The sequence below is a fragment of the Dactylosporangium sp. NPDC005555 genome (assembly GCF_040605635.1).
In the GTDB taxonomy this organism is placed as follows: domain Bacteria; phylum Actinomycetota; class Actinomycetes; order Mycobacteriales; family Micromonosporaceae; genus Dactylosporangium.
The window spans coordinates 65958-80327 of sequence record NZ_JBEXDG010000042.1 but is presented as its reverse complement, the minus strand read 5'-3'; the positions used below and the strand labels follow the sequence as shown (position 1 = coordinate 80327).

Here is a 14370-nt window from a genome sequence, read left to right as displayed (position 1 = left end):
TCTCTCTCCTCCGTCTTCACTGGCTGCCTTCACTGACTGCGTGCTTTCACTGACGGACAGACCTGCCGGTGGTGGCTTTCATCGCCGGACGGATGCGCCGGCGATCGCCGGGCCGCGGCCGTGCGGCAGCAGCGGCGGCACGCCGGCCATCGGCGCGTCCACGGCGGCGCCCGAGCGACGTGCGAGATCGGCGACGTCCAGGCCGAAGAAGGCCGCCGGCGCGTGCACGAGAATCTCGCGTCGCTGCGCGTCGGTGAGCGCCGGATGGTCGCGGACCGCGACGATCGGGTCGGGCCAGGTGCCGTCGTGGTGCGGCCAGTCGCTGGCGAACAGCACCCGGTCCGCGCCGAGGTACCGCACGGTCTCGGCCAGCAGCGGATCGTTCATGTCCGCCGAGATGACGCACTGCCTGCGGAACGTCTCGCGGACCGGCTCGGCGAGCCGCCGGGACACCAGCGCCATCTTGGCGAAGGTCGCCTGCAACCGCTCGAACCAGTGCGGGACCCACCCGAGGTCGCCCTCGAAGAACCCGATCCGCAGCCCCGGGAACCGGTCGAGCAGGCCCGACTCGAGGACGTGCAACGTCGCGAGCTGCGCCTGGAACGAGTACCCCATCTGCCACTGGATCCGTCCGCGGAGATGCCCGGCGATGTCCAGACACGAGTTCGCCGGATTCACGGCGTGCACCACGAGCGGTACGCCGGCCTCCTGCAGCAGCGCGTACAGCGGGTCGAGCGCCCTGTCGGCCAGCGACGTCTTCGCCGCGTCGAGGATCGGCGGCACCATCACGGTCCGGGCGCCGCGCCCGATGCACTCCGCCGCGACCTCGGCGGCGACCGCGAGGTCGGCGGTGGGCAGCACACCGCCCCACAGCAGCCGCACCGGATCCACCGAGCAGAACTCGGCGATCCAGGAGTTGTACGCACGCGCGTACGCCACCTGCAGCTCGACATCGTGGACGTCGGCGAGCCCCAGCATCATCGACGGGAACAGGACACTGGCGGCGATGCCCTGCTCGTCCATCAGCGCGAGCCGCCGGTGCGGGTCCCGCACACCCTCGTCGACCTCGGTGTCGATGTCGATGTCGAGCCGTCCGCCCTCCTGGACCGCGCCCGGCGTGCTCAACGTGCCGGTGGTCCACTCGACGCTGAGCGGCCGGCCGTCGTGGTAGAGCGTCTCGCGTCCGTCCGCGCCGACCTCGCGCCGCCACACGCGGTCGTGGAACCGCGCGGGCATCCGCTCGCGCCACAGGCTGAACGGCTCGACGACGTGGGCGTCGGCATCGATGATCGGTAGTGTCACCACGGTGGTCCTCTCAGCCGTGCTGTCGGGGCCGCGCGCGGATGTCCCGCAGCGGTCCCGCGAGCGCCGCGCGCAGTGCGTCGATCTCGTCCGGCCAGCTGCGCGGCCGGGCCGCCGGCACCACGATGAACTTCGACGCGCCCTGGTCGGCGTGCGCGGCCAGGACCTCCCCGAGGGCGTCCGGCCCGGCCGGGCACAGCCAGTGCGGGTCCTCGTCGGGGTAGCGCCGGGCGAGCAGGTCGGCGGCCTCCCGGGGGCGGCGCCGGGTGTCGCTGTACAGCAGCAGCACGCCGAAGTGGTCCCCGTCGACGGCGCGGCCGGCCGCCTCGGCGGCCTGGTGCACGATGCCGATGGCCCGGCCGACGGCCGCCGGCGCGGCGAAGCTGCCCAGCCACCCGTCGGCCAGGCGGCCGGCTCTGCGTAGCTCGGGGTCGGTGCGCCCGCCGAGCCACAGGTCGGGTTCGCGGCGGGCCGCCGACATGCCGATGCCGATGTCGTCCAGCTCGAAGAGGGCCGAGGCGTGGGTGACCCGCTCGCCGCGCAGCATGCGGCGCAGCAGGGGCAGGGCCTCCTCGACCCACTGCGCCCGCGCGGTGCGCCCGATCCCGAAGGCCTGGTGCTCGGCCGGCTCGGCGATGCCCAGGCCGAAGATCGGCAGCAGCCGCCCGCCGCTGAGCCGGTCGACGGTCGCGAGCGACTTGGCCAGGTCGACCGGGCTGCGCCCGGCGAGGACCGTGACACTGGTGCCCAGCCGCATCCGGGTCGTCAGCGCGGCCGCGTACGCGAGCTGCGGCAGCGGCGCCGGCGTCGGCCCGGTCAGGTGCTCGGACAACCACAGCGAGTCGAACCCGGACCGCTCGGCGTGGGTGACGATGGTGGCGAACTCGGCGCCGTCGTCCCACATCGGGAACAGGCCCAGCCCGAGACCGGCCCTGATCGGGTACCCGGTCACGACAGGCACCTCCGTGCCTCGGCCACGGCGCCGCTCAGCCGTGCGAAGTAGCTGTCCCAGCCGTCCTTCGGCCAGAAGACCAGCTGCACGGCGGGGTGCGAGCCGACCGGCGACGTCAACGGCGTGGTCTCGTAGAGCAGCTCGACGGACGCCGACGCGAACGAGGCGGCGAGCCGCCGGGCCCGTCGCTCGATGCTGTGCCGTTCCTCGTCGTCGCGGGGCAGGATGCCGATCTCGCACGGGGCCGGCGACCGTCCGCCGCCGCCGGGGTGTCCCTCGCAGGAGGAGTACGTCAGGCAGTCCCACGCGTCGAGGACGGCGAGGACGAGGTCACGCACACCAGGCTCGAGGCACGCGGCGAACCCGGGCGCGCCCGGCGGCACGAGCGCGCCACGTCGCGTCGCCGGGTCACCCTGATCGCCGGGCCCGGCCGGGTCGGCGACCCGGCCGTCCACCCCACGCAGGAACGCCCCCAGGCCCGTCACCTGGTTCACCCGGAGGTTGGGCCGCGGCATCATTGCTTGAGCAGCGCCAGGCTCGGGTCGTGCGCGCGAAGCCGGCGGAGCACCCGATGCATCGCGCTGCGGAAGAAGCGCGCGTCGGCCGTGAAGACCAGCAGCACCTTCGACGTCTCGGTCATCGCCATCGTGCAGGTCGTCCGTCCACCGCGACCCCGGTGGGCGGAGAGGGTCAGCCGCGAGCCGAGGGCCGCGCCCTGCTCGTACTGCGCCCGCTGCGACATCGAGGTGAGCGCACCGACCACACCGGTCCGGCCCTCATAGGTGGCGACGGCCGTCGCCTTGGCCTCACCGCTCGTCGTGCTGACCCGCCAGGCGCTGCCCATGAGCGCGCCGCCACGGCCGCTCAGGCAGTCCGCGAACACCCGCACGCACTCGTCCGGCGTGGCCGTCGTCTCGATCTGCCATGTCCGCGCATGGTCCAGGATTCCCACCTCGCGTACCCCTCTCCACCAGATTCGCCCCGTTCACGGGAGGAACTGACGGACAGGGGCCCCGGTCGGCCCCGGACCATGGTCCGGGCGTCATCCGGTCGTCACCGAACTCGCGATCGACCCGGCCAGGATCGCCGCCACCGTCACGACCCTCGCCGGCGACCCCGACCCCCACATCCGGATTCACCACCGCCGCCGGACTGATCGCTCAGGCGAAGTAGTGGCCCTGCTCCAGGTCGGCGAGCAGGCCGGGCCGGGTGGGCCGCCAGCCGAGCAGGTCGTGCGTGAGCCGGGCCGAGGCGGGTCCGTCGACGCCCCAGAGCCCGCCGAGCCAGCCCACGGAGTCGCCGGCCCGATCCGCGGTGACGGAGACCGCGGGGATGCCCAGGTGCGCGGCGAAGGTCTCGGCGACGGCGCGGATCGGCACGCCCTCGTCGCCGACCGCGTGCAGCACGGAGCCGGCCGGCGCGGACTCGAGGGCGAGGCGGAACAGCCGCGCGGCGTCGTCGCGGTGGACCGCCGGCCACCGGTTGCCGCCGTCGCCGACATACACCGCGACCTTCGCCCGGCGCGCGAAGGCGATCGCGGTGGCGGTGAAGCCGTTGTCGCCTTCGCCGTGCGTGGCGGGTGGGAGCCGCACGACCGAGGAGCGGACCCCTTGGCCGGCGAGCGCGAGGACGTGGCGGGCGTTGGCCATCCGTCCGCCGGCGCCGCTGATCGGGCCGGCGTCGGCGGACGGGGCGAGACCGTCGCGTTCGGTGGCGACGGCGCCTGGCGGAAGGCCGAGGACGCCGAGCATGCCGGAGGCCATGACGAGCGGTTTGCCGGTGCCGGCGAGGGCCTCGGCGAAGGTGTCGATCGCGGCGCGGTCGGCGTCGGTGGCGGCCGCGAAGTCGCCGGTGAAGAACAGGTCGTGCTTGAACGCGAGGTGGACGACGCCCTCGGCGGCCGCCGACGCGGTGCGCAGGGCGTCGAGGTCGTCGAGCGACCCCCGGCGGACCCCGGCACCCATCGCCCGCAGCGATTCGGCGGCCGCGTCGGAGCGGGCCAGGCCGGTGACCTCGTGGCCGGCGGCGATCAGGTCGGGGACGAGCCCGCGGCCGACCCAGCCGGACGCTCCGGTGACGAACACACGCACAGGGACCTCCCGAATTTCTAGAACGATCGTACAAGAAAATAAGATAGTACGATCGTTCTAGGAACTGCAAGTGAGCAGGAACTGCAAGTGAGGTGGCGATGGCGGGGCGGCCGGTCAATCACCAGCGGCGCGCCGACCTGCTCGACGCGGCGGTCGAGTATGCGATCGAGCACGGGTTCGCCGACCTGTCGTGGCGGCCGGTGGCCGGCGCGCTCGGGGTGTCGACCACGACACTGGTGCATCACTTCGGCACCAAGGAGCAGATGCTCGAGGTCATCCTCGGCAGGTTGCGGGAGCGTGCCTTCGCGGCGACGAGCGAGGCGGTCGGCGATCAGCCCGACCTGGCGGCGGCGGCGCGTGCGGTCTGGACGCGCACGTCCGACCCGCGGCAGTGGGCGGAGTTCCGGCTCTTCTTCGCGGTCTACGGCCGCGCCCTGCAGGCGCCGCAGCAGTTCGCGGAGTTCCTCGACCGGGTCGTGACCGACTGGATGAGGTCCCTGGTCGAGGCGCAGGGGCCGGACGCCGACCCGGCGACGGCGACGCGCACCGCCACCCTGGTGATCGCGACGATCCGTGGGCTGCTGCTCGACCTGCTGGCGACCGGCGACCGGGACCGCGTCCAGGACGCGGCCGAGAGCTTCCTGGCGACGCTCGAGGCCGGCCGAGGGCTCACGGGCCGGGGCTGATCCCCGCGAGGGTCAGGCCGAGCAGCCGGGTCGCCTCGGCGGCGGGGTGCGGGTGGTGCTCCGTGGCGAGGGCGATCCCGGTGATCAGGGTCAGCACGTCGGTGACGGTGACGCCCGGGGCGAGTGCGCCGTCGGCGGCGGCGCGGCGGACCAGCGGGTCTCCGGCCTCGGTGAGCTGCGCGGTGGCGCAGTGCTCGTGGACGGCGCCGGGGTCGGCCGTCAGGTCGCGGGTCAGCGCGGTCGCCAGCCCCCGGATGGTCGCCGCGGACGCGGTGACAGCGCCCAGCCACTCCAGCAGGGCGGCCCGGCTGTCGGGCCGGCCGGTCAGGTCGCGGGCGTGGTCGCACAGGCCGCCGACCCGCTCCCGGAACACCGCCTCCAGCAGTGCGTGACGCGTCGGGAAGTGCCGGCGGACGGTGGCCGAGCCGACGTCGGCGATGCGGGCGATCTGCTCCAGGGAGGCGTCGGCGCCGTGGGCGGCGACCTCCTCCACGGCCACCGCCAGCAGGCGCGCGTAGTTGCGCCGGGCGTCCGCACGCTGCACGGGCATCACAGTCCAGGGTTTGCTAAGTGGCGGGGTCCTCCGTATCGTAGCGAACGAGAAACGGCGGACCCCGCCGTTTCGTGAAGGAGGAGCTCCATGCCCAGCGATCCCGCACCCGTCCTGGTCACCGGCGCCACCGGTCAGCAGGGCGGCGCCACCGCCCGTGCCCTGCTCGCGGCCGGTGTCGCCGTCCGCGCGCTGGTGCGGGACCCGGTGACCGACCGGGCCAGGGCCGTCGCGGCGCTCGGCGCCGAACTCGTGACGGGCGACCTGCGCGACCCGGACTCGCTGCGCAGCGCCGCGACGGGAGCCCGCGCCGTCTTCTCGGTCCAGATGCCCGCCATGACGGACGGCGGCATCGACTTCGACGGCGAGCTCACCCAGGCCGTCAACCTGATCGAGGCCGCGGCGGCCGCGGATGTACCGCAGTTCGTGCACACCTCCGTCTCCGGCGCGGGGCAGCACACCGGCACCGACGGCTGGGCGGAAGGACGCTGGGCGGCGCTGGAGCCGTACTACACCACGAAGTCCGCCATCCAGGACCGGGTGCGGGAGGCGGGTTTCACCCACTGGACGATCATCAAGCCGGGCTGGTTCATGGAGAACTTCCTGCCCTCGGCGGCCTACCTGTTTCCCCGCGGCGTCGAGGGCGGCCTGGTGACCGTCCTGCGGCCGTGGACCAGGCTGTCGCTGGTCGCGGTCGACGACATCGGCACGGCGGCCGCCGCGGCCGTCGCCGCACCCGGCCGCTTCGACAAGGTCGAGCTGGAGCTCGCCAGCGACGACCTGAGCATGACCGAGGTTGCCGACGTCCTCTCCCGCGCGCTGGGCACCCACCTCACCGCGCCCGACATGACCGAAGCGCAGGCGATCGCCGCCGGGATGCCGCCCTGGGCGGGTGTCTCACACGAGCGCATCAACGTGACCGGCCAGCCCGCCCGCCCCGAATACGCACGGGCGCTCGGCATCCCGCTCACGACCTTCGACGAGTGGGCCCGGACGCACCTGCGCGCCGCCACCTGATCCCGTCGACGAGCGCCGTCCACATCAGCGGTCACGGACGCAGGGGGCGGCCCGGGTAGGCGTCGACGAGCAGCTCGCCGTCGCGGATGACGGGAGCGCCGTTGACGAGCAGGTGGCGGACACCCAGGGACGGGGTGGTCGGGGCCAGGACCGTCGCCTGGTCGGTGACGACGGCCGAGTCGAGGACGACGATGTCCGCGTCGGCGCCGATGCCGAGATGGCCCTTGCGGCGGGCGGCGGGGGCGTGCGTGTCGAGCAGCCGCGCGGGCAGGAACGAGCAGCGCCGGAAGGCCTCGGGCCAGTCCCAGATCCCCGTCTCCCGCACGAAACGGCGCAGCGTCTTGGCGAACGTGCCGGCGGTGCGCGGGTGGGTGGCGCCGCCGTCCGGCAGCGGCCACCGGCGGGTGTCGGTGGTGCCGTCGTCGAAGGTCACCGGCAGGGCGTCGCTGGCGACGATGGTGCCCGGGTGGGCGAAGGTGGCCTCGAGCAGGGCACGCTCCGCGGGGTTCGTCTCGTCGAGGATCTCGATGAGGCACAGCGCGCCGGGGGTGGTGGCCCGGACCTCGCGGAGCCGGGCGGCGTCGGCGAGACGTTCGCCGGTCCGCAGCAGCACGATGCTGGACGGCGTGAGGCCCCAGACGTGCAGGCGTTCGGGGGCGAGGAAGGCGGCGCCGACCGCGGTGCTCCCGGTGCCGTACGGATAGGCCTCGTAGGTGACCCGGGAACCCGCCGAGACCGCCGCCTGGATGGTGGCGAGCGCGCGGTCCAGGTGCTGGCCGGAGGTGCTGTTGACGTGGCAGTAGTGCATGGCGGCGCCGGTCTCGGCGGCGGCCGTCGTCAGTTCGGACGCGCCGTCGACGACCACCGACGGGTCGGCCTCGACGAGGTTCCTGACGTGCGCGAACAGCGGTACATCGGCGGCCCCCGCGAGACGGGCGACGGACAGGAACTCGCTGGGCTCCGCCTGCGGGGCGTAGCCGATCGGCACGCCGATGCCGAGGGCCCCGTCGGCGAGCTCCTCGGAGAGCAGGTGCAGCCATCGGTCGCGCTGGGCGGCCGTGGACGACCGCTGCCACAGGTCGTTGCCCAGCAGGGCCATGACGGCGCCCAGGTCGGGGACCGGCTCGACGCCGGCGAGGACGAGGCCGCGGGCGGCCGTCCACGACGCGGAGTACCCGTAGTTGAGCGGCCGGCCCTCGGCGGCGGCCTTCGCGAGCGCCGCCGCGACGGGCATGAGACCGACCTCGAGGTCGAGGGCCGTGCTCACGCCGTCGAAGGCATGCAGGCGCTGGCCGGCGATGGTGTTGACGTGGCTGTGGACGTCGACGAAGCCGGGGCCGACGATCAGCCCGGACACGTCCAGGACGACGGCGTCCTCGTCCGCGCTTGCGGCGATCGAGCCGTCGCGGACGAACAGGTCCCGGACGGTGTCGGTCCCGGTGCCGGGGTCGACGACGCGGCCGCCGCGGAGCAGATACGAGGTCATGGGCGTCCGATCAGGCGGAGTTCCAGCATCGCGGCGAAGCGGGCGTCGGGGTCCCGCAGGTCGATCGGGCCGACCTCGGCGACGCGGCGCAGCCGGTACCGGAAGGTGTTGGGATGCACGTACATCGCCGCGGCGGCGGCGACCGCGTCGCCGAACGCGTCGAGCCAGGCCCGCAGCGTGTCGGCGAGGTTGGTGTGGTGGCGGGCGTCGTAGGCGAGCAGGTTCGCGACCGCGCCGCTGGGCTGGTCGCCGCGGGCGGTCACCACGTCGGCGAGGTCGAGCAGGAGCGCGTCCACGTGCACGTCGGCGAGCCGGGCGACCCGGCGGCCGGCGCCGGTGCGCAGGACCCGCAGGACCCGGTCCGCCTCGGTCCGTGCGGCGGCGAGCCCGGCGACGTCCTGCGCGACCGGGCCGATGCCGGCGACGGCGGGGGTGCGCTCACCGACCCGGTCGAGGAAGTCGGTCGCGATGCGGCAGGCGCGCTCCTGGTTGACCGGGACGAGCGCGTACACGACGTCGCCGACGAGCGCCGCCGCGGACCGGGGGTGCACCGCGCCGACGTGCATGGCGAGGGCGTCGGCGAGCCGCTGCCGCTCGGTGGCCAGGCCGGCGTCGGCACCTGAGGAGGACGAGCCGAGCAGGGCCAACCCGATCACGGCCACCGGCCGGTCGGCGAGCCCGAGGCGGGTCAGCGCGTCGAGGGCGCCCGGCCCGCCCTCCAGGGCGGTGCTGAGCAGGTCGGTGCGCAGCCGCCGCTCGACGTCGGCGCCGGCCCGGATGCGCAGTATGTGCAGCGCGACGACCCGGGCGGCGTCCCGCAGCGCCTGCATACGGTCGAGGTCGGGTGGCCGGCGGACGGCGGCCCAGATCGAGCCGAGGATCTCGTCGCCGGCCCGGACGGCGACCGCGACCCTCGGGATCGCGAAGTCGTCGCCGGCGGGCTCGACGTAGACCGGTTGGTCGCTGCGGTACAGGTCGCGGAAGATCCCCCGGTCGGTGAGCTGCCGGGCGTACCGCTCGGGCACCTGCCGGCCGAGGATGGTCTCGATGCGGGACCGGTCGGCCTCGTCCTGCCGGCCGGAGTAGGCCAGGACCCGCGAGCTGCGGTCCTCGATGGTGACCGGAGCGTCGAGCAGCGCCGCGATCGCGTTCGCGAGGGCGAAGAGGTCACCGGCCTGGACGCCGCCGAGGGTCTGCGGCCCGGCGTCGCCGACGTCGTCCTCGGCGAGCAGCGACCGCAGCAGCGCGGCGAGCTGCGCCCACGACGCGCCGCGGGTCAGCCCGAGCAGCGCCACCCCGGACTCCGCCGCGGCGGCCGCCAGGTCGGGCCCGGCCGGCACCGGCGCCCGCACGACGAGCCCGACGGCCTCCTGCCGGCCGAGCGCGCGCAGCAGCCGGACGGTCTGCTCGGCGTCGCCGACCCCGACACCGAGGACCAGCGCGTGCTGGGGGAGGACCGGCTCGTCGAGGGGGTCGTGGATGACCACCCCACCGATCGCGGCGGAGTGCCGCGGGTCGTGACCGGGGTCGCCGTGGACCAGCTCGAGGAGGGTGGCGCCCAGGTCGTCGAGGACACGCCCGAGGCTGGCCTGTGGTCGCACGACAGGAATCCTAGATCCGGACCCAGGTGGTTTCGGTCGTTATCTGCGCGAGGACGTCGGGCAGCGGCTCGACCCCGAGCCCCGGCCCGGTGGGCACGGCCAGATGGCCGTCGTGCAGCACGAACGGCGCGGTGACGTCGGTGCTGTAGTAGCGGTCCGAGGCGGACGTGTCGCCCGGCAGGACGAAGCCGGGCAGCGCGGCGAGCGCCACGTTCGCGGCCCGCCCGATGCCGGTCTCCAGCATCCCGCCGCACCACACCGGTACACCATGCGCCGCACAGACGTCGTGGATGCGGCGGGCCTCCAGATAGCCGCCGACCCGGCCCGGTTTCACGTTGACGATCTCGCAGGCGCCCAGGGTGATGGCCGCGGCGGCGGTGCGGGCGGAGGTGATCGACTCGTCGAGGCACACGGGGGTGCGGATGAGCTTGGCCAGGGCGGCGTGCCCGAGCAGGTCCTCCTCGTCGAGGGGCTGCTCGATCAGCAGCAGGCCGAACGGGTCGAGCCGGGCCAGGTGCCGGGCGTCGGCGAGCGTGTAGGCGGTGTTGGCGTCGACCTGCAGCAGCAGCGCGTCGCCGAACCGTTCCCGGACCGCGCGGACCGGCTCGACGTCCCAGCCGGGCTCGATCTTCAGCTTGATCCGCATGTATCCGGCCTCGACGTATCCGGCGACCGCGTCGAGCAGCTCGCCGATCGAGTTCATGATGCCGACGGAGACCCCGCACGGCACCCGGTCGCGGACCGCGCCGAGCTCCCGCGCCAGGGGGCGTCCCGCGGCGCGCAGCTCCGCGTCCAGGACCGCCATCTCCAGGGCCGCCTTCGCCATCCGGTGGCCCTTGTACGAGGCGAGCGCGGGCCCGACCGCGGTGCCGTCGAGGTGCTCCACCGCGCCGAGCGCCGGGATGAGGAACCGGGTGAGGACGTCGGTGGCGGCCTCCACGTACTCCGAGGAGTACAGCGGGTCGGCCATCGCCACGCACTCGCCCCAGCCGTCCGCCTCGGGCGTCGCGGCGCGCAGCAGCAGCAGGTCGCGGGAGGTGCTGGTGCCGAACGAGGTGCGGAACGGCGCGACGAGCGGCATCCGGACGCGGCGCAGCTCGACTCCGGTGAGTTTCATGGGTTCCCGTCTTTCGCGTCGGTGAGCACATACCAGCCGGCCCGGTCGAAGCCGGCCACCCGCAGTCCTCTGGCCATGAGCGTGCCGAGCGCCGCGCGGACCGCGATCCGCCAGGCGTGCGCGGCGGCTGGGTCGGTCCGCCGCAGCGTCTCGACGTCCTGGGGCACGGCCACCAGGACGGTGCTCCCGTCCAGGTCGCCGGGCTGAGGACGGCCGTCCGCGGTGCGGCCCAGCCCGATGACGGCGCCCTCAGGGTCGCACAGTGCCGGGCGGCCGGCGCACGCGGCGTTGACCGCGGGTGCGGTGAGATCCCAGCTGACCAGCAGCCGGTCGCTGTCGTCGGCGCCGTTGAGCCCGTCGTTCATGCCGCCGTAGAAGTTGGTCAGGTACTCGGCCGGGGTCGCGGCCAGCTTCGCGAGGTTGAAGTACGCGTTGCGGCTGACGAGCGGGTCGTAGGTCCACGCGACGGTCCGCAGCCCGTGGTGCAGGGCCCAGCCGCGCTGGTGCGTCTTGAGCGCGAAGCCGACCGCGCGGCGCCCACCGCCGTGGGTGACGCCGGTGATGTGGCTGTGCATGGTGGCCTGCGCGGGCGGGCCGAAGAACGCGACGCACGCGCCGACGAGCTCGTCGCCGTCGTAGGCGCCGGTGACGTAGTTGTCCGCTTTGCTGAAGGCCCGCAGCAGCACGGCGGTGACCGGCTGGTTGGCCGGGTCGGGCCGCCAGATCCGGTCGAACAGCCGGTGCACCGCCTGGAAGCCGCCGTCGATCTCGCGGACGGTCACCCCGGCCGCGTCCGCGGCGGTGCGGGCCTGCGCGGCGGCCGCGTCGGTGATGGTCTGCGTGCTCACCGTCCACCTCCGGTGTCGTCCAGCACGTCGCAGATGAGGGCCGTGACGAGGGCGGTCCTGCCCGGCAGCGCGTCGATCAGGACGTGCTCGTCGTCGGCGTGGGCGCCGCCGCCGACCGCGCCGAGCCCGTCGAGGGTCGGGGTGCCCACGCCGGCGGTGAAGTTGCCGTCGGACGCCCCGCCCACGGCCGCCCCGCTCAGCGGCGGCAGGCCGAGCCGGTCGGCGAGCGCGGTGGCCCGCCGGAACAGCCCGGCGGACGCGGCGGCGGTCAGCGGCGGGCGGTTGCCGCCGCCCTCGACGACCAGGCGGGCGCCGTCGAGGACGGGCCGCAGCCCGGCGAGGGCGGCGGCGACCCGGTGCTGCTCGGCCTCGTCGCGGACGCGGACGTCGACGGCGAACCCGGCGGCCCCCGGCACGGTGTTGGTAGTGGTCCCGGCTGTCACGGCCGTCGGGGTGACGGTGGTGCCGAGGTCCGGGTCGCCGAGGCCGTGCACGGCGAGGAGCTGGTGGGCCAGTTCCACGGCGGCGTTGACGCCGCGCTCCGGCTCGAGACCGGCGTGGGCGGCCCGGCCGGTGATCCGCACCCGGTAGAACCCGGCGCCCTTGCGGGCCGTCTTGAGCGCGCCGCCGTCCGCGGAAGCCTCCAGGACCAGGGCGGCGCGGGCGCCGGCGGCCTCCTGCTCGATGAGCGCCCGGGAGCTCGGCGAGCCGATCTCCTCGTCGCCGGTGATGAGCACGGTGACGGCGGCGCCCCGCCGCGCCGCGGCGGCGGCCGCGTGCAGCGCCATCACCACCCCGGCCTTCATGTCGAAGCAGCCGGGGCCGCGCAGCCGGCCGCCGGTCGTGGTCCACGGGTGCGTGGCCAGGGTGCCGACCGGCCACACCGTGTCGTGGTGGCCGAGCAGGAGGACCCGGTCGGGACCCCGCCCGGTCTCCTGGCCGAGCCGCCAGCGCAGGTGGGTGTGGCCGTCCAGGACGATGCGGTCCGGGGCGACGCCGAGCCGCCGCGTGCCGAGGTCCGCGACCACGCCGGCGCAGCGGGCGACGGCGGCGAGGTCCGCGGACGGCGACTCGGTCCGCACCAGGGTCCCGATCTCGGCGAGCAGCGCGGGCAGCGCCGCACGCATGTCCCGCACCAGGGCGTCACCGTCCATCAGCTGGTGCCGCAAGCGCCGAGGAGGAGCGCGAGACCCGGACAGGTCTCATGGATGCCTCGGCTCCTGGTCCGTGGCGACGCGACGGATCGCTCGGCCGCTGTGGACGTACAGGGAGTGACCGGTCCCGTCGTCACCGATGAAGACATAGGGGATGTGGACGCCGAGCGTGGCCTTGAGCGGGACGAACCGGTCGTCGGAGAGGTGGACGAGCTCGATCCGCTCGACCTGGCCGCCGAGCTGCGCCATGAGCCCCTTGGGCCGCTGCTCGACCCAGAGCCGCCCGTCGCCGTCGCGCTCCACGACGAGCTCCGCCACGTCGCACGCGTACGTGCCGAGGTAGCGCTCGACGTCGACGGTCTCCGGCACCTCCGGCGGCGCCGGCAGCGGCGGCATCTCGACGCCGGCCAGGTCCCGCAGCACCTTCGTGAAGATCTCGCTGTACAGCGCGAACGGGTTGCCGCCGTTGCTGAGCAGCGCGACCGCGACGTCGCGCCCGGGCACCAGGCGCAGCATCGCCGCCTGGCCGATCGTGTTGCCGTCGTGCCCGATCACCGGGCCGCCGGGCCAGTCGAACACCTCCCAGCCGAGCCCCCACTCGTCGCCCATCAGGCCGAGCTCGGGCAGCGTCACCTGGGGCCGCCGCATCGCCGCCGTGCTGTCCGCGCTGAGCACCTGGGTGCCGTCGGCCGCCTTGCCGCCGTCGAGGTGCATCCGCGCGAAGGCGACCAGGTCGCGGGCCCGCATCGTGAGCATCGACCCGGCCGGGGCGTTGGACCGCGCCAGGGCCCAGATCGGCGCCGGCACCGGATCGGCGTCCGGCCCGGGCTGGATGTGCCCGACCGCGGCCCGGAAGAGGATCGCCTCGTCGGCGCCGTTGGCGGCGTGGGTCAGCCCGAGCGGCCCGAACAGGTGCTCGCGGACGCAGGCGTCGAACGGCTTGCCGCGCAGCACCTCGATGAGCCGGCCGAGCACGCAGTACCCGGCGTTGTTGTAGGAGAACATGCTGCCGGGCGGGAACAGCTGGGGCGTGCCGCCGAGCGTCGCGACGTACTTCTCGACGCAGTCGTCGCCCTTGCCGGTGTCGGTGAAGATGTCGCCTTCGAAGCCGGCCGTGTGGCTGAGCAGCTGCCGCACGGTGATCGCGGCGGCCGCCCCTTCGTCGGCGACGGCGAACTGCGGCACGTACTGCCGGACGGGCGCGTCGAGGTCGACCCGGCCCTCGTCGGCCAGCTGCATCACCAGCGTGGCCGTCCACACCTTGGTGACGGAGCCGACCTGGAACACCGAGTCGGCGGTGGCCTCCACCCCGGTCGCCAGGCTCAGAACGCCGGCCGCGACGTCGATGACGTCACCGCCGACCGAGACCGCCACCGCAGCGGCGGGCACCTTGTACTCGCGGAGCAACGCGGGCAACCGCTCGCGCAGCCAGTGATGGATGTCATCCAGTTCCGACATGCGGCAACCCTAGGTTCACCCTTCCGGCCGGTGTTCGTCCTCGACGACAACTCCGGGGGCGCCGGTTCGTGCCGGCGGACAGTCCATCGCTTATTTCGCGTCTTGACAT

The 14370-nt window shown here is 74.4% G+C and carries 14 protein-coding genes; 2 read left to right on the top strand and 12 right to left on the bottom strand.

The features are described 5' to 3' along the window. Window positions 1–78: 78 nt before the first annotated feature. The 5 genes from ABZS58_RS35315 to ABZS58_RS35295 all read right to left on the bottom strand — a co-directional run bounded on the left by ABZS58_RS35315 (window position 79) and on the right by ABZS58_RS35295 (window position 4344). Window positions 79–1302, bottom strand: coding sequence for an amidohydrolase family protein (locus ABZS58_RS35315; protein WP_354787608.1), 1224 nt, complete (start codon window positions 1300–1302; stop codon window positions 79–81). Window positions 1303–1315: 13 nt separating this feature from the next. Further along, window positions 1316–2254 (bottom strand): LLM class flavin-dependent oxidoreductase, encoded by a 939-nt coding sequence (locus tag ABZS58_RS35310; protein ID WP_354787607.1) that lies wholly within the window; start codon window positions 2252–2254, stop codon window positions 1316–1318. Then, window positions 2251–2739 (bottom strand): hypothetical protein, encoded by a 489-nt coding sequence (locus tag ABZS58_RS35305; protein ID WP_354787606.1) that lies wholly within the window; start codon window positions 2737–2739, stop codon window positions 2251–2253. Before ABZS58_RS35305 ends, ABZS58_RS35310 begins: the two co-directional genes overlap by 4 nt. 29 nt (window positions 2740–2768) lie before the next feature. Next, window positions 2769–3206 (bottom strand): hypothetical protein, encoded by a 438-nt coding sequence (locus ABZS58_RS35300; RefSeq protein WP_354787605.1) that lies wholly within the window; start codon window positions 3204–3206, stop codon window positions 2769–2771. 208 nt (window positions 3207–3414) lie between these two features. Continuing rightward, the gene (locus tag ABZS58_RS35295; protein ID WP_354787604.1) at window positions 3415–4344 is read right to left on the bottom strand and encodes an SDR family oxidoreductase; all 930 of its coding nucleotides are present in this window, start codon (window positions 4342–4344) and stop codon (window positions 3415–3417) included. A 98-nt stretch (window positions 4345–4442) separates the two neighbouring features. Here ABZS58_RS35295 and ABZS58_RS35290 point away from each other — a divergent pair, with 98 nt between their 5' ends. Beyond that, window positions 4443–5030 carry a TetR/AcrR family transcriptional regulator gene (locus ABZS58_RS35290; RefSeq protein WP_354787603.1) on the top strand — a complete coding sequence of 196 codons (588 nt, stop codon included), beginning with the start codon at window positions 4443–4445 and terminating at the stop codon, window positions 5028–5030. Here ABZS58_RS35290 and ABZS58_RS35285 read toward each other — a convergent pair. Next, window positions 5014–5580, bottom strand: coding sequence for a TetR/AcrR family transcriptional regulator (locus tag ABZS58_RS35285; protein ID WP_354787602.1), 567 nt, complete (start codon window positions 5578–5580; stop codon window positions 5014–5016). The genes ABZS58_RS35290 and ABZS58_RS35285 overlap by 17 nt on opposite strands. A gap of 90 nt (window positions 5581–5670) precedes the next feature. On the opposite strand from ABZS58_RS35285, the gene ABZS58_RS35280 reads away from it, so the two are divergent. Continuing rightward, window positions 5671–6597: an NmrA family NAD(P)-binding protein gene (locus ABZS58_RS35280; protein WP_354787601.1), complete on the top strand. Its 927-nt coding sequence runs from the start codon at window positions 5671–5673 to the stop codon at window positions 6595–6597. Window positions 6598–6628: 31 nt separating this feature from the next. Here ABZS58_RS35280 and ABZS58_RS35275 read toward each other — a convergent pair whose 3' ends face one another. Genes ABZS58_RS35275 through ABZS58_RS35250 form a run of 6 tightly spaced genes read right to left on the bottom strand, consistent with a single transcriptional unit; the run spans window position 6629 to window position 14261 of the window. Then, a complete protein-coding gene (locus tag ABZS58_RS35275) occupies window positions 6629–8083 on the bottom strand; it encodes an amidohydrolase family protein (RefSeq protein WP_354787600.1) in 1455 nt (484 codons plus the stop codon). Further along, a complete protein-coding gene (locus tag ABZS58_RS35270) occupies window positions 8080–9684 on the bottom strand; it encodes a helix-turn-helix domain-containing protein (RefSeq protein WP_354787599.1) in 1605 nt (534 codons plus the stop codon). The genes ABZS58_RS35275 and ABZS58_RS35270 overlap by 4 nt, the downstream gene beginning before the upstream one ends. A gap of 10 nt (window positions 9685–9694) precedes the next feature. After that, on the bottom strand, window positions 9695–10801 hold the full coding sequence (menC, locus tag ABZS58_RS35265) for an o-succinylbenzoate synthase (RefSeq protein WP_354787598.1): 1107 nt from the start codon (window positions 10799–10801) through the stop codon (window positions 9695–9697). Next, window positions 10798–11649, bottom strand: a complete 852-nt coding sequence (locus tag ABZS58_RS35260) for a GNAT family N-acetyltransferase (protein ID WP_354787597.1) — start codon at window positions 11647–11649, stop codon at window positions 10798–10800. Before ABZS58_RS35260 ends, menC begins: the two co-directional genes overlap by 4 nt. After that, a complete protein-coding gene (locus tag ABZS58_RS35255; RefSeq protein ID WP_354787596.1) occupies window positions 11646–12818 on the bottom strand; it encodes a M20 family metallopeptidase in 1173 nt (390 codons plus the stop codon). The genes ABZS58_RS35260 and ABZS58_RS35255 overlap by 4 nt, the downstream gene beginning before the upstream one ends. A gap of 33 nt (window positions 12819–12851) precedes the next feature. After that, window positions 12852–14261 carry a serine hydrolase domain-containing protein gene (locus ABZS58_RS35250; RefSeq protein WP_354787595.1) on the bottom strand — a complete coding sequence of 470 codons (1410 nt, stop codon included), beginning with the start codon at window positions 14259–14261 and terminating at the stop codon, window positions 12852–12854. Window positions 14262–14370: the final 109 nt, after the last annotated feature.

Coding starts and splice junctions, on each gene's coding strand:
- ABZS58_RS35290 (WP_354787603.1), top strand. CDS start 4,443: ATGGCGGGGCGGCCGGTCAATCACCAGCGGCGCGCCGACCTGCTCGAC.
- ABZS58_RS35285 (WP_354787602.1), bottom strand. CDS start 5,580: ATGCCCGTGCAGCGTGCGGACGCCCGGCGCAACTACGCGCGCCTGCTG.
- ABZS58_RS35280 (WP_354787601.1), top strand. CDS start 5,671: ATGCCCAGCGATCCCGCACCCGTCCTGGTCACCGGCGCCACCGGTCAG.
- ABZS58_RS35275 (WP_354787600.1), bottom strand. CDS start 8,083: ATGACCTCGTATCTGCTCCGCGGCGGCCGCGTCGTCGACCCCGGCACC.
- menC (WP_354787598.1), bottom strand. CDS start 10,801: ATGAAACTCACCGGAGTCGAGCTGCGCCGCGTCCGGATGCCGCTCGTC.
- ABZS58_RS35250 (WP_354787595.1), bottom strand. CDS start 14,261: ATGTCGGAACTGGATGACATCCATCACTGGCTGCGCGAGCGGTTGCCC.